Raw genomic sequence first — 14,994 nt, forward strand, 5'->3', positions numbered from 1 at the left:
CCTAAATAACCCAATCCACCTATTATGCTTATATAAAGAAAACTGAAAAAACAACCTCAGATAAATGAACTAATCCTGAAAAAAGGGACCGTCAAATACCAAGCCATTCTTTAAATAAAACTGGTGAAAAAATAAGCGATGAAAAAATAATCCTTAATAATATCCGGCTATGTTCTTGCCTATGTATAATGGGCCATAGTTTATAGTAGCCGAGTTTGAAAAAAGTATCAGGAATTAAAGCTGATTCATGATAGAATACCTGTAAAAACTCCTAATATTAATTACTTATATAGAAGCATTTCGTTCTATTTTGAAAGAAGAATGTTATGCCTGTAATGAATTTTTAAATTTCAGGGAAGCGTATGAAATTATCAGCCAGTATATAGAGTATTATAACAACCGGAGAATACATGGAAGCTTAGGATACCATAACCTTGCTGATTATTATGAGCTTAACAGGGATAAAGATATTTTGGTATCTGTTACTTAATAAACTTATGGTAGTGTGAAAAATTTGTGCTTTAGGGAAAATATACTCCTTTCTGGCAAAAATAACAATAAACAGAAAGGAGTATAAAAATGGGAACTATACCAAAAGAATTAATAAGAGAAATTGCCAAACAGGAAAACATCAGAACTGCCCAGGATCTCAACAATTACTTTAAAGATCTTTTAAAAGAATTTATCCAGGAACTTTTAGAAGCAGAAATGGAGGCAGAACTCGGGTATAGTAAAGGAGATCGGAAAAACAAAAATACCGATAACCGCCGCAACGGGTATACCGAAAAAACTGTAAAAACCAGTACTGGGGAAATGGAACTTGAAATTCCAAGAGGCCGCAATGGGGAATTTGAACCCATAATAGCTCCCAAGAACAAACGGGACATTGCTGGCATGGAAGATAAAATAATATTACTTTACGCCCGGGGAAATGAGCGCCCGGGATATACATGAACAAATAAAAGACTTATACGGTATAGAAGTCTCAGCAGAAATGGTAAGCAAGATAACAGATAATATATTGCCTCAGATAAGAGAATGGCAAAACCAGCCGTTAGAATCCATCTACCCTTTTATATTCATGGATGCCATTCATTTCAAAGTACGGCAGGATAATCAAATACAGAACAAAGCGGCTTATTCAGTAGTGGGAATAACTCTGGAAGGCAACAAGGATATTTCAGGTATCTGGATAGGTGGGAATGAGAGTTCAAAATTTTGGCTGGGAGTTTTAAATGAAATAAAGAATAGAGGAGTTTTAGATGTATTAATTTTTAGTGTTGATGGGTTAGGTGGGATAAAGGAAGCAATACAGGCTGTATATCCAAAAGCGGAGATGCAAAGATGCATAATTCATCAGCTAAGAAATTCTTTCAAATTTCAAATATGTATCTTACAAAGATATAAAAGAATTTGCAAAAGACTTCAAAAATGTTTATACCGCAGTAACAGCATATAAAGCATTAGAAGAGCTGGAAGAAAAGTGGGGTAAGAAATATCCGTTTGCCTTAAGAAGCTGGTATAACAATTGGAATGTAATATCGCCGTTTTTCAAGTTTCCTGATGAAATAAGAAAAATAATGTATACCACTAACATAATATAGAAAGTGTACACCGGCAATTCAGGAAAGCAACCAGGACAAAAGCAGTATTTACATCAGGCCAGGCATTAGAAAAATGCTTTATTTGGCAGCTCAAAACGTAATTAGAAAATGGACTACACGGTATAAAAACTGGAACTTAGTATTAAATCAGCTGTTAATTTATTTTGAGGACAGGCTTGAGCCCTATATGCAGTAAATAATAGCAAGGGTTCCTTAAGGCGAAATATCCCCTTAAGGAAAATAAATGTGCCTAAGTTGCTAAAATTCAATTTTCATGCAAAATACCCCATTATTAATAATTATTTCCTTTTGGATTCATTTTTATGAATAAAAAAGCTTTAAAAAGAAAAAATAAGTCCTATAAAAGGCAAATCCCTATAAAATTCTGGCTTTTTAAAACTGGGAAATAAATTTTGCCAGACTGGAGTAAGGCTTAGCTTTTATAAAAGCACAAAATTTTTTACAGCCTCAAACTTATTTCCCCAGTAGCCTGTGATTTTATGTAATTTTTAAAGGGTATTAGATTTAAACAGATTTTTTACATAAATAATGTGCTAAGGTGGGCGGTATGTAAAGCCATTTAACTATCTTGTACCGGGTATATTCTACATAACATACTTTTTAATGATTCCGATCCGGTTTCCGGATCATAATCCATCTCACCGAAAATTAGGTTGACACTTGATTTTTTCCAGCCGTATTCAGGCGGTGTTTCCTCAGGAAACCACCATGTATATTGAGCGCATACTACATTCTCAGCTATGCCGTCAAATAGTTTGGCCCGCATTTTTACCCTGCCATGTGGGGTTTCGATCCAAACCCAATCACCATCGGAACATCCGATAGATGCAGCAGTTTTCGGATTTATTTCGACCAGTGGATCTGGATTTTTACGGCGCAGCGAACTTATCTGGCGGCCTTCGCTGTGGAAATAATCGGCTATTTTTACCCCGCCAATCAGTATCAAAGGATACTTTTCGGCAACTTGGGGAGTTGAAACTGGAGAAAAAGCCGGCTCACGATAAATGGGTAGCGGAGAAATTCCCATAGACTCCAGAGTCTTAGAATATATCTCAAATTTTCCTGAAGGCGTGCGGAAAAAGTGTTTCGCTTTTTCATAAGCATAATATTTGGCCTTACCGGTTAAGATGCCTTTTTCACAAAATTCTTCAAAACTAAGACCGGTGCCTTTCAGCATCCAATCGGTAAGTTCCTGATGGCTGCGCCAGGGAAAAGCATCATGCATGCCTAGCCGCCTGGCCAATTGTATGATGACTTCCTGGTCATCACGGGTATCCCCTATTTGGACAACTTTTTTCCTTGGAAATACACTAAATGTGTGCGCACCGGAGTTGTGAACCTCGTCATATTCCAGCCATGTTGATGCGGGAAGAAATAAGTCGGCATATTGAGCTGTTGGAGTTATAAAGAAATCGGAAACTACAACATACTCGATTAGTTTTAAAGCTTCTTCTATTAATAATGAATTGCTCATGGTGAGGAGGGGATTAGCCCCTATAATCCACAAAGCGCGAATGCGATATGGGTCATTGTTGACGATGGATTTCCAGAAGGTCGGCGGATGAATAACTGGACTTAAGGGATAACGTGCACCTTTTAATTTGGATATCAGTTTAATTGCCTGTATTTCTCCCTGGGTAGACTTTTTGAGTAACGGGTAAAAATTGTATTTCAGTAAGTTCAAAGACTGAAGTGCTAGATCCTGGATAAATCTTTTCCCTGAAGATGTATTTTGTTTTACATGATTCCCATCCAAGGCATACTGGTAATTCTGCAAAGGCATAAAACGAAACCCAGCAAAATCAGGGTCCAGGTAGGGAAATTTCACGCGCAACCCCTGAGGACGCTCAAATATAATATCTCCACCAGGTACATGTAAGTTGCCTGTGATTGCCCGCAGTATCAACAGCGAGCGTGCTGTATGAAAATTGCACATACTGTGATCGATGGCATTTCCCCATTGCATACAGGCTGGTTTGACAGTAGCGTAAGTACGTGCTGCTGCTGCCCGGATATCTTCAGCTCTTACCCAGGTTATTTTTTCTGCCCATTCAGGTGTAAAATGCTTTATATGCGCTTTTAGACGTTCAAATCCAACAGTATATTTGCTAACTAACGAATTCCTGCTCGATCAAGTCTTCAACAATAATGACGTGGATCATAGCCAACGCCAATGCTCCATCAGTCCCGGGCCTCAATTGCAGCCAGTGGTCGGCATTTTCCGCAGGGGAAATGCGTCTGGGATCTACTACTATTACTTTTTGGGCATTTTTTATAGCCTTTTGCAGTAGTGCCTCACACATTCCATCGGACGAATTATGCCCCTTAGGACCAGTGATGTTGCATCCCCATATAACTGCACATTGGGGGGCCACTCCACCCTGTCCGTAGACATCGCACACCGGCAGCTCAGACATTCCCTGAGTAAATATATTAGCGTAAACGCGCGGCCAGAAACAAATGTGGCCTACGCCAGTGAAGTTAGGAGTACCAAAAGCGTTGGCAAACCGAGCCCCCAGGTTTTCGTAAGGCCGTCCTGTTCCGTGCATCATAGCAAAATACTGCGGTCCGCTTTCGCGTTTTATTTTGAGCAGCCGCTCCGCCATCTCATCCAGCGCTTCATCCCAAGATATTGGCGTCCATTTGTTTTCGCCGCGTTTACCTGCTCTGCGCAACGGCTGCAGTACTCTGTCAGGGTGATACAGCAACTCTACAGAAGCAGCCCCCTTGCGGCAGATGTAGCCGCGGCTGGTAGGGCTTTCCGGATCTCCAGTGATTTTTACCACCCGTTCTCCTTCCATATGAACCAGAACCTGACATACTCCGTGGCACATACGACATGCTGATTTAATTATCCTGGTATTTTGCATATTGTTCACCTCCGGCCAGCCAATATAGCTGGTTAATTATTGTAGCTTTTAATTGAAAGTCATTGCTTGATTGTTAATTTTCAAGATATTAAAAGCCTAGAGTGTTTTGGGTAAGATATTAGGTCTATATTAATATCCCAATGTTTAAGATGGCGGTTTCTCCTATACCTATGGGCAGGAGTAGCATATGATGTATTCTCTTTTTCTGTATCGCGGCGAGAGATTATAGCGTTCTGTGGACATGTTTTGACACATTTCAAGCATCCTATGCACTGTTCTGGTTCGTCTATATGGACATGTTTGTGAAAAATAACAGTTACTGTACCAAGTACTTTTTTTGGACAGACTTCAATACATTTGCCGCAGGAATCGCAATTTTTTGTGTTTATCAAAATATAATCCGTAGATTTGCCCATTTTGCTAGTTACCTCCTTTATTGACCTACTGTGGGATTTTCCAGAGTGGATGATGCTTATCAATATATGCTTTGGAAATTCGTCCATCTCTTAATACCCGAGATGTATCAGGATTGACGAAAAGAGCAAGAAAGCCATGAACTATAACCATCATGGTGGCCAGGCAGCCGAGCAGCCTATGAAGGCACCAGAACAATTCTTTTCTCCCTGCCGAACTATGAGAACCATGTTCCATCACAATAGCGGTGACCAGTAAGCCGATCAAGACCAGTAATATGGACCAGTAATATATCTTTTGCCCAGCATTAAATCGCCCAGCTACTATTGGTTCAGTATTATGGGAAAAATATCCACCCATTTTTAGTAGCCAGGACCAATCATACCTCTTAAAAAGGGCATCAGGAATCCACCCGACCAAAGTTATCAATGAAATGATAAAAAATATAAATCCCAGCCAGCCATGAAATGGGCCTAAATGTCCCATTTTTATACTGGGAATAACCTGTATCAAACCAGTAATTGCTAATATTAAAAATCCAAGCAGCATTAACCAATGAGAAATCCATTCCCGGGGCCTGAATCTACGTACCAGAATATCTGGACTGTTCTCATCGCTGGATATTGGATGAGGCCCGAAATTTATATAATAGAGCAGGCAACTTGCTATGGATAGAAGGATAGCAGTGCTCCATACCAACAACTTGTGTGAACCGTAAAACTCAATCATTTCCATATGCTCCTTTCTTAACCTTTTCAGCATGGTCATGGGTGATAAAATACTCACGATAGGCTTTAGCTGTAAGCAAGCTTTTTATTTTTTCTAACCTTGAATAAATTTCCTTGATGGGTGGGTGTTGTTCTTCCTTATCTTGGTGAATGATCCTGTCATGAACTAGCTCAGCTTCCTTGCGGGCGCATTGCAGGAAAATGCTATAGATTTCGAGATCCTGTAGTTTCATACCCATGGATATTAATTCTTTTAAGGCTCGTGCTACCATAAGATCAAACCTGTTAAACTGAAAGCCATTTTCTTCAAAAGACGGGGAGAAGAGCCCCATATCGATCAACTGGTTCAAATCCCTGTCGCTAAGGCCGGTTTCTGCTAAAAAAGATGACTTATCAAATTGCTGGTTAGGTCCATCAACTTGGGTTTGGTTGAATAGATGATCAAATAAAATAAGGTGATCTTCTTCTAAGAGATCATGGCCTTCACGCTTTGCCTCCAGGATTTTTTTGATAACTGCCAGGGGTAAGTAACGTTTTTCCTGCAGTTCTTTGATGAAGCGGATATCCTCCACTGTTGACTCATCGTAATAGGCCATATTTTTGCTGGTACGTATCGGTGGCAACAATAGACCTTCTCGGATGTAGAAGTGGATTGTCTGTTTAGATACGCCAGATAAACGTACTAAATCACTCATTTTGTATAATTTGGTTTCTTTTGTCATGACTGCCCCCCTTAACCCTAGTTATGTATAGTGTATATATACACTATACACTTTGTCAAGAGATCTACTGGAGGAAGTTCTTTTTATGGGATATTTTGGCGAATGATAGATTAATAAAAAATTTTAAACCACTTTATCCCCTTCCTGTGATATAATTAACCATGGTGTGATGGAATAAAGTCAGGGGATAATTTTTTATAAATAAGGAAAAGCTTGTATATAGCAGGCTTCAGGCATGAAAAATAATAAAAAGGATATACTTGGGCGGGTATTTCAGGCATACCTGCCCTTTTTATTTGGATAATATTAGAAAGGCAAGGGGGAATTGGAAGCGGAAAAAACGGCAGCATAATCCAGGTTGCGGGCGGAAAAATTAAATAGGCTTATGGTTGCCAGCAAATTAAATCAATAGTGAAGGGGCATAATTTTAGTCAGAGCAGGCTTTTTTTACTTTAAAAAAATTAAGGAGATGGTCAGATGTCGGCAGTGGATGTAAAGGTTTATAAGGGACATGTTGTTTTTACTCCTGCATTTGGCAGGTACGAAATAATCGAAAACGGCTATATTGCAGTGGAAGGAAGCAGGGTAAAGGGCGTTTATCAGGCTTTACCGGCAGAATATCAGAACTGTGAAGTGGTAGACTATGGCGATAAGCTCATAATTCCGGGCTTTGTGGATTTGCATTTTCATGCCCCCCAGTTTGTAAACCGGGGTCTGGGGCTTGATAAAGAGCTTTTGCCTTGGCTGGAAACTTACACTTTCCCGGAAGAATCCAAATATAAGGATCTGGAATATGCGGAAAAGGCGTATAAAAAGGTGGTCAAGGAATTGTGGAAAATGGGGACTACCCGGGTAGTTCTGTTTGCCACCATTCATAAGGATGCCACCATCAAGCTGATGGATTTGCTGGACAAGGCAGGGCTTTCCGCTTATGTAGGCAAGGTCAATATGGACAGGAATTCCCCTGACATATTGATTGAGTCTACCGAGGATTCTTTGCGGGATACGGAAGAATTTTTGAAGGCGACGGTAAACAGGTATGAAAAGGTTAAACCGATAGTTACCCCCCGGTTTGTTCCGACCTGTTCCCCTGATCTCATGAAAGGTCTGGCAGAACTTGCCAAAAAGTATAATGTGCCGGTTCAGTCCCACCTGTCGGAAAACAGGTCGGAAGTAGCCTGGGTTAAGGAACTGCATCCGGAATGTGCCAATTACGCCAGTGTATATGATGTATTCGGGCTCTTTGGCCAGCAGCCGACGGTAATGGCGCACTGCATCTATTTGACTGATGAGGAGATTGCCTTGATGGCCAAAAATAAAGTGTATGTGGCCCACTCACCCCATTCCAACAATAATCTGTCAAGCGGGATATCACCGATAAGGAAGCTGGTAGAGGCAGGGGTGCCGGTAGGGCTGGCCAGCGATATATCGGGAGGCCATGATGTATCGATTCCCAGCGTTATGGTAGCCGCTGCCCAGGTTTCCAAGCTGAAATGGGTGGAAAACAGCCAGAATGGGGATCCGCTGTCGACAGCAGAGCTCTTCTACCTGGCCACCAAGGGAGGAGGCAGCTTCTTCGGCAAGGTGGGAAGCTTTGAAGAAGGGTATGAGTTTGATGCCCTGGTTATCGACGACAGTTCCCTTGCTGATGTAAACCCGCGCACTATTGAGGAAAGGCTGCAGAGGTTTATCTATATCGGAGATGACCGGAATATCGTAGCCAGATATGTAGCCGGACAGAAAGTGGAGGAACCCCAGTTTTAGATGACGGGAAGGGAGGCGAAAAGCCTCCCTTTTTTTGTTGGTAAAAAACAGCATTTTATATAAAATTAAATTACAAGGCGATAAGAAAGGGGGGAGCTTGTTTGCCGCTCAAGATAATAAAGGGGGATATAACCCGGATAGAGGTTGATGCGGTGGTGAATGCTGCCAATTCTTCCCTGCAGCGGGGAGGAGGGGTATGTGGGGCTATTTTTGCTGCTGCCGGGGCAGGGGAGCTGCAGGCAGAGTGCGACAGGATAGGGAGATGCGATGTCGGGAAAGCGGTGGTAACCGGAGGCTACCGGCTTCCTGCCCGCTATATAATCCATACCGTGGGACCGGTGTGGCAGGGAGGAAGTAGAGGAGAAGATAAGCTGCTCTATTCCTGCTACCTCAATTCCCTTAAGCTGGCCAGGGAGAAAGGATGCCATTCGGTTGCTTTTCCCCTCATTTCTGCCGGCATATTCGGATATCCCAAAAAAGAGGCTTTAGAAATCGCGGTTTCAGCTATAAGAGAGTTTTTGCAAAAGGAAGATATGCAGGTCTGCCTGGTTCTGCTGGATGAAGAGGCGGTAAGCCTGAGCCGGGAGATGTTTCCGGAGCTGTGGGTTTAGAAGGTGCTTGTAGGCGAAGGAAAGGGATGTTTAATGGATGGTGCAGGGATAAATAATAGTGTTTATGCACAAAGGTTTGCGGGTATGTATATTCCGGATAAGGAGAAAGAGGTTAGGGAAATCGTAGACGCGAAAGACAGGATAGATAAACAGCTGGGGATTAAGGAGTGCAAAACCTGCAAATCGCGCCGCTATGTTGATGTTTCAAATGATCCCGGGGTATCTTTTAAGACACCGGCCTATGTCCCTGCTGGCATGTCCGGGGTGGCAGTCGCCAGGCATGAAAATGAACATGTGGTGAGGGAAAAGGCCAGAGCAGAAAGGGAAGGCCGGGAAGTGGCAGGGGTAAGTGTCAATTTTATCATAGGCACCTGCCCGGAATGCGGGAGAACCTATGTAGCAGGAGGGGTTACCCGGGTTATAACGGTGCCCAAGGGGCATGACGACAGAAAGCCGGAGGCGGAAGAATGAAATGAATCAGCCAGAACCGGGGATTCCCGGCTCTGGCTGATTTTTATTTGGAGAGAAAAGGGGATAAACGCTACTGCTGCTTTTCTTTTAGTTTGGCTAATTCCTGGTCCCGCAGGGCGCGGCGCATAGGTTTGCCTACGGAAGTGCGGGGGAGTTCGTCAATAAATGCCACTTCTGTAGGTACTTTATAAGGGGCCAGGAACTGGCGGCAGTATTCTTTTACTTCTTCTTCGGTCATGGTTTCGCCAGGTTTTAGAACGATGAACGCTTTAGGGGTTTCGCCCCGTTTGGGGTCGGGAATGCCTATAGTACAGGCATCCAGCACTTTAGGATGGCCGTAAAGCACTTCATCAATCTCCCGCGGATAAACATTAAAGCCGCTGCACAGAATCATATCTTTCTTGCGGTCGACAATAGTTATATACCCGTCTTCATCCATGGTGGCAATGTCGCCGGTGTAGAGCCAGCCGTCGCGGAATACCTTGGCAGTTTCTTCGGGATTTTGCCAGTAGCCGATCATTATCTGGGGTCCGCGGGCAATAAGTTCCCCTGGTTCGCCGATAGGAACTTCAGTAACTCCATCTTCCAGGTCCACAATTTTTATGTCGACATCCGGCCAGGGTATGCCGACAGTCCCTGGTTTGCGCTTGGTAAACATGGGATTGCAGGTTAGAACATTGGAGGTTTCAGACATGCCGTATCCTTCTGTTATGACCGTCTGGGCCAGTTCCTCAAATTTTTTCATGGCTTCCACAGCCAGGGGAGATGAACCGCATATCATCCCTTTTATAGATTTTATCTCCGAACTGGTTATTCCCGGGTGCTGGTTAAGCGCGTATATCATGGCAGGGACAGCAGCGAAGAAGTTGGGTTTGAAATGGTTTATATTTTCCAGGAGGTTGTCGGGAGTAGGCAGGTCGACGATTACGATAGTGCCGCCGGCTATCATGTTAATGTTTATGCTGGTATTAAAGCCGTAAATGTGGTAGAAAGGGATAGCTGCCAGATTAACCATATTGTTGTCAGGAAAGGCCGGCTTGAACCATACATAATCCTGGTAGGCTATGGCTAAAAGGTTGAAGTTGGTAAGGCAGCAGCCTTTGGACAATCCGGTAGTGCCTCCGGTATACTGCAGCATGGCTATATCTTCCGGGAATACTTCTATATCCGGCTCAATTTCTGGAGATTTTTCTATCAGGGCGTAAAAGTCGATTAGGTCAGGCTGGTCAAGGCTGCTGGAGGCCAAATCCACCACAATTATGTTTTTGAGCGGGGTTTTATTGCTTGAGCGCAGTTCCACAGCCTTGCTGGCAAACGGGGCAGCTATGATTACTGTTTCGCTTCCGCTGTCATTGAACTGATGGGTAAGTTCGTGCAGGGTATAGTTGGGGTTCATGGGGACGGCTATAGCCCCAATTTTATAGAGGCTCTGCAGGGAGATTACATATTCAGGTATGTTGTGCATCATGAAGGCTACCCGGTCGCCTTTCCTGACTCCCAGAGACATGAGCCCCTGGGCCAGCCTTTTGGCCATGGCATTGGCCTGCCCGTAGGTTATAGTCCGGTCGCGAAAGAGAAGATAGGGTTTTTCCGGCCTGGCTCCGGCGTTGCGGTTAAAGAAGTCTTTTAAAGGCAGTTTTGGATAGTCGATATGATAGGGAACCCCTTTATCATACCATTTGTACCAGCGTTTTTCTTCCATACGAATACCTCCACCCCTAAATATTCTGCTATGTAATATAATTTTGACATATTGTGATAATTTCCTGCTGCTAATTCCAACTTTTATACACAGGGCTTTATTTGAAAATCAAAAAAATGTGATTTTAAATGTAAAATTTTGCTGTGATGCTGGAATGATATACTGTTGGCATGGAAACAGAGACTATACTAAAGGATGAAAATTAGTAGTGTATTAGTTACTACTTAGAAATATGCTGTTGGAGAGTTTGAGCAAATAAAAGGGGGGGCAAAATGTCGGAAGGATTTTCAAGTAAAAATATTGTCAGCCAATGACAACTTATTTTTCTAATAATGTTTCAATAAAAAGACTTCGCACTTGATCATCTGTAAAGCCGGGAAAAACAAGATTGATTTTCCCTTCAGTGGTAGAATCCTTATCTGAGATAATGCCTACAATGAGTTTATAGTGATTTTTTCTATATTCTTCTCCAAGACCTATTATAAAGTAAAAATTTCCTATAAAAAAATAGTTCTCATTTTTATGATATTTACCGAATAATGGGTCGACAAAGTTGTCGTACCAAGAAATATCAGTTATAGGCAAATCATATACTTGATTTTGGTATTTAAATACAGCTCGTATTTGGGGCTTTTTTCTATATTTTTTATATACCATAAAAGACTTGACCTGGATTAACATTAACGATTTTTCAATAGGATGTTTTTTTAATTCATATGAGGGTATTTGTGCTTTTGCATTTCTAAAGATGTAACGATCGGAAGAACAGTAATATTTTAAATTTTCAGGAGAAATACTTTGGACCTTTTCCCAATGGTAAGAATTATCTATAACCCAGTTTTCAGGTTGATAGTAAAGGGGTTCTTTTTCTAAAAATTCTACTTCCCAGATTTCAAGCAGCTTAGGGAGGTTGCCATTTTTATCTTCAATATCTGATTTTTGTAGTTCTTTGCCTCCTTTATTTACCGGTCTTATCCAATTACCCTGTTCATCGATGCCAGCTATACAATATGCTCCATTTTTATAAGACAAAGCCAAGCATATTATGGTTTTTTTCATTTTCCCTCTCCCCGCCCTGTTTTTAAGGTAAAAATAAAATTAAAAAATTAAAGATGAATTATTTTCAATTCAGGATAGGTTTCAATAAGAGCTTCGGCTATAAGTCTGCGATGGCAGTAGTTAGGTTTATCTTCTGAGCATAAAAGGCATATGTTTTGTCCATCCTGTATTTCTATAAAGGTCGCAGGATTATTTTTTTGGAGAATTTGTTTGAATTCTTTTTCGTAGTCTTCCCAGGAGATATTTTTGTTTTTAAAATCTTTGAGCAGTTTTTCAGTAGGTGCAAGTTCCGGTATGTGTTCATATTCTATATTAAAAATTTCCAGTATGAACTTTAAATCATCTTTTTTGGCATAGCCGGCTAGTTGAGATGTATTATTGAGCCTTACGTCAATTATTTTATTTATCTCGGCTTTACGGATAAGCTCTATGAACTGGCGCAGATTTTTTTTGGAGAAACCTATAGTATAAATATTCAATTCTCTCCTACCTCCATTACTTGTAAATCAAAAAGGTTTGGTTGTTTAATTTCCGCATTTTGGTTGGTTTCTGGTATGTATTCAATTGTATTAATGCCGTAATTTTGAAAAAATTGAGCAACAAGTGTACGGTGGCAGTAACGATGATCAGGGCAGAAACATACCAAGGCTATTTTTTGACCGCTCTTTAGTTTTTTCCATAACAGGCGTAGAAATGGCTTTTTATTTTCCTGGGACAATTCCCGGTTGAATATTTCCTGATAGAAGGGCCACCAGCTGGCGGGATCTTTGCCTTTCCACTCCTGGATAAATTTCTCATATAAATATTTGCTGGGAGCAAGTTCCGGAACCCAGCGAATGTCAGGGTTTATTTGACGGCTACGGGTTATTTGCCATATTTCGTCACAGCACAGGTATTTTATGTTACGGATAGATGCAGTAATCAATAAACCTTTTTTTGGAGACATATATATTACTCCCTACTTTTAGTTTTTGTCTTTTGGGGTGTTTTATAAGTAAATTATACCAGTTATTTGCAAAAAAGTGCTAAATAATAATTAGAATATAGCACTGACAACCTATTGTCACATTCATATTTTAAAATTTAACCACATAAGGGATGATTTTTGACAGGGAGGGATTTTACATGCCGGGAAGGAATGAATGGGGGGTTCTTTTGCCGGAGGAAGTTGAACTGATGAAGGAACTGCCCTGGGAGAGGATTTTTATAAGGAGCGGCTTTTATGTGCCGAAATCAGGTAAAGGGTTTAGTTTGGCAGCGGAAAATGAGATGAATAGGGAATATTTCAGGAAAATAATAGATTATTTAGGAATGAGCAGTTGTTTTGATGAGGAAAAACAGGTTTTTGTCCCTGAACAGGAATTTATGAATGAAAAATTATGGCTGCAGGCGGTTGAAAACCTGCATGCAGGGGCAGAAGGGGGAAGGGCAGATTTTGAGAGGATTGATTTATGGATAATGGACACTTTTATGGCAGGCATAGTGCGCTGGATTAATGTTTCAGGGCTGAATACAGGCTACAGCTGTGATGGGCATGGTTTTAGGTATCCTGAAATATATAGCTATGATAAGGAAGAGCAGTTTTTTATGCAGGTGGTTATGGATAGTTTTTTATTTTTCATCTCCAATGGCCAGTGGAGGTATAGGGATAGAAAAATGATAAACCTGGATTTGGACGAATATAAAAATTATTCCAGGGCCAGAATGAGGGAAAGGGAAGGCGAAAGAAAAATTAACCGCTACTGGCTGCTGGAGGTGGGGGAAAAGATTTATACGAATCAGGATGTTTTGCGGGAAATGGCAAGAAACATCAGGAGGATGAAATACAGGCTAAAATGATGGGATTGCTGAATTAAATATTTTAAATATTACCTGCTGGGCGGATTGGTACCTGGTTTTTATCTGGGATAGGATTTGATTGCCGGACGGGATTTTTGCCAGGGGATTTTTAAGGAAGCTGTATGCCGGAGCAGATTTTGGCATATAAAATTTCTGGCAGCCAATTTCTGGATTGGTTGTCATCCAGGGTTATCTGGGAGCTGCAGGCTGATTATAATAAAAAGGGGAATGTTTCAGGTTTAAAGGATAAATTCAGCTAAGGAGGGCATTATGGGAGACTGTGTTTACTGCGGACAGCCGGCAGGGTTCTTGAGGAGAAAGCACAAAGAATGTGAGGAAAAACACAGGAGCGGGGTTGAGTGGCTGCTTAAAGAAATAAAAACGGCTATAGCCGGGGAAGTTTATGAAGGGCTGGAAAACAGGCTTTTGGCCAGGGCCAGAGAAAGTTTTGTCGATGAAAACAAGCTGCGGGATATAATGGTAAAGGCCTGGGAAGAGGAAGTTGAATGTTATCTGGAAGACGGATGCCTGGAAGAAGAGGAGGAAAAAAAGCTTACGGCTTTTGTTGAGCATTTTGGCTTTAACCAGCAGGCTCTGGACAGAAGGGGCTGGTATACCAGGCTGGTGGAAGCTGCTGTCTTGCGCGAGGTTATGGAAGGGAAGGTGCCTCAGCGGATAAGTACCGATGTGCCGCTGCCTTTCAATTTCCAAAAAAAGGAAAGCCTGGTGTGGGTTTTCAAAGGGGTTAAATATTATGAAGAAAAAACGAAGCGGCAGTATGTGGGAGGAAGCCAGGGGGTGAGCATACGCATTGCCAGGGGGGTATACTACCGGATAGGAGGTTTTAAGGGGTATCCGGTAGAAACGCAGGAGATGGTACATGTTGATACCGGCATCCTGGCCCTGACGGACAAACATATTTATTTTGGCGGGGAAAGAAAGAGTTTTCGCATACCTTACAGCAAGATTGTTTCTTTCAGGCCTTACCGGGATGGGATAGGGGTGCAGAGGGACGCAGCCAGTGCCAGGCCGCAGGTTTTTGTAAATGGTGATGGCTGGTTTTTGTACAACCTGGCCGTCAACCTGGCCGGGAGAGGTTAGTTAGGATCTGATATGCGGCGCGAAATTTATAAAAGGATAGCTTAAAGATTTTTTTAAGCAGAGTTTTTGCACTGCTTCTTTTTCTTTG

General features: G+C 41.8%; 15 protein-coding genes and 1 pseudogene. 7 read left to right on the forward strand and 9 right to left on the reverse strand.

From position 1 onward, the window contains the following. Positions 1-289: 289 nt before the first annotated feature. Both ACZ42E_RS01085 and ACZ42E_RS01090 read left to right on the forward strand, forming a co-directional pair. A complete protein-coding gene (locus ACZ42E_RS01085; RefSeq protein WP_464893450.1) occupies positions 290-490 on the forward strand; it encodes an IS3 family transposase in 201 nt (66 codons plus the stop codon). Positions 491-579: 89 nt separating this feature from the next. Then, a pseudogene (locus ACZ42E_RS01090) lies at positions 580-1,800 on the forward strand (IS256 family transposase). Positions 1,801-2,184: 384 nt separating this feature from the next. Here ACZ42E_RS01090 and ACZ42E_RS01095 read toward each other — a convergent pair. From ACZ42E_RS01095 to ACZ42E_RS01115, 5 genes are all read right to left on the reverse strand, one after another. Continuing rightward, positions 2,185-3,591 carry a molybdopterin-containing oxidoreductase family protein gene (locus tag ACZ42E_RS01095; RefSeq protein WP_464892621.1) on the reverse strand — a complete coding sequence of 469 codons (1,407 nt, stop codon included), beginning with the start codon at positions 3,589-3,591 and terminating at the stop codon, positions 2,185-2,187. 142 nt (positions 3,592-3,733) lie between these two features. Further along, complete coding sequence (locus tag ACZ42E_RS01100) at positions 3,734-4,495, reverse strand: molybdopterin-containing oxidoreductase family protein (RefSeq protein WP_464892622.1); 762 nt, start codon at positions 4,493-4,495, stop codon at positions 3,734-3,736. Between the two features lie 80 nt (positions 4,496-4,575). Next, positions 4,576-4,911, reverse strand: coding sequence for a 4Fe-4S dicluster domain-containing protein (locus ACZ42E_RS01105; RefSeq protein WP_464892623.1), 336 nt, complete (start codon positions 4,909-4,911; stop codon positions 4,576-4,578). 25 nt (positions 4,912-4,936) lie between these two features. Beyond that, a complete protein-coding gene (locus ACZ42E_RS01110) occupies positions 4,937-5,638 on the reverse strand; it encodes a cytochrome b/b6 domain-containing protein (protein WP_464892624.1) in 702 nt (233 codons plus the stop codon). Then, positions 5,631-6,359, reverse strand: coding sequence for a MerR family transcriptional regulator (locus tag ACZ42E_RS01115; protein WP_464892625.1), 729 nt, complete (start codon positions 6,357-6,359; stop codon positions 5,631-5,633). The genes ACZ42E_RS01110 and ACZ42E_RS01115 overlap by 8 nt, the downstream gene beginning before the upstream one ends. Before the next feature lie 477 nt (positions 6,360-6,836). On the opposite strand from ACZ42E_RS01115, the gene guaD reads away from it, so the two are divergent. From guaD to ACZ42E_RS01130, 3 genes are all read left to right on the forward strand, one after another. Then, complete coding sequence (gene guaD / locus ACZ42E_RS01120) at positions 6,837-8,123, forward strand: guanine deaminase (RefSeq protein WP_464892626.1); 1,287 nt, start codon at positions 6,837-6,839, stop codon at positions 8,121-8,123. 101 nt (positions 8,124-8,224) lie between these two features. Further along, complete coding sequence (locus ACZ42E_RS01125; protein ID WP_464892627.1) at positions 8,225-8,734, forward strand: macro domain-containing protein; 510 nt, start codon at positions 8,225-8,227, stop codon at positions 8,732-8,734. A gap of 3 nt (positions 8,735-8,737) precedes the next feature. After that, positions 8,738-9,205, forward strand: coding sequence for a hypothetical protein (locus tag ACZ42E_RS01130; RefSeq protein ID WP_464892628.1), 468 nt, complete (start codon positions 8,738-8,740; stop codon positions 9,203-9,205). A 70-nt stretch (positions 9,206-9,275) separates the two neighbouring features. On the opposite strand, the gene ACZ42E_RS01135 is transcribed toward ACZ42E_RS01130, so the two are convergent. From ACZ42E_RS01135 to ACZ42E_RS01150, 4 genes are all read right to left on the reverse strand, one after another. Continuing rightward, complete coding sequence (locus ACZ42E_RS01135; protein ID WP_464892629.1) at positions 9,276-10,907, reverse strand: long-chain-fatty-acid--CoA ligase; 1,632 nt, start codon at positions 10,905-10,907, stop codon at positions 9,276-9,278. A gap of 318 nt (positions 10,908-11,225) precedes the next feature. After that, positions 11,226-11,966, reverse strand: a complete 741-nt coding sequence (locus tag ACZ42E_RS01140) for a dual OB domain-containing protein (RefSeq protein ID WP_464892630.1) — start codon at positions 11,964-11,966, stop codon at positions 11,226-11,228. Between the two features lie 47 nt (positions 11,967-12,013). Continuing rightward, positions 12,014-12,445, reverse strand: a complete 432-nt coding sequence (locus ACZ42E_RS01145) for a DUF488 domain-containing protein (RefSeq protein ID WP_464892631.1) — start codon at positions 12,443-12,445, stop codon at positions 12,014-12,016. Next, complete coding sequence (locus ACZ42E_RS01150) at positions 12,442-12,912, reverse strand: DUF488 family protein, N3 subclade (protein WP_464892632.1); 471 nt, start codon at positions 12,910-12,912, stop codon at positions 12,442-12,444. The genes ACZ42E_RS01145 and ACZ42E_RS01150 overlap by 4 nt, the downstream gene beginning before the upstream one ends. A 179-nt stretch (positions 12,913-13,091) precedes the next feature. Here ACZ42E_RS01150 and ACZ42E_RS01155 point away from each other — a divergent pair, with 179 nt between their 5' ends. Further along, the gene (locus ACZ42E_RS01155; RefSeq protein ID WP_464892633.1) at positions 13,092-13,805 is read left to right on the forward strand and encodes a hypothetical protein; all 714 of its coding nucleotides are present in this window, start codon (positions 13,092-13,094) and stop codon (positions 13,803-13,805) included. Between the two features lie 270 nt (positions 13,806-14,075). Beyond that, positions 14,076-14,906: a hypothetical protein gene (locus tag ACZ42E_RS01160; RefSeq protein ID WP_464892634.1), complete on the forward strand. Its 831-nt coding sequence runs from the start codon at positions 14,076-14,078 to the stop codon at positions 14,904-14,906. Positions 14,907-14,994 lie beyond the last annotated feature (88 nt).

The sequence above is a fragment of the Thermosyntropha tengcongensis genome (assembly GCF_055381335.1).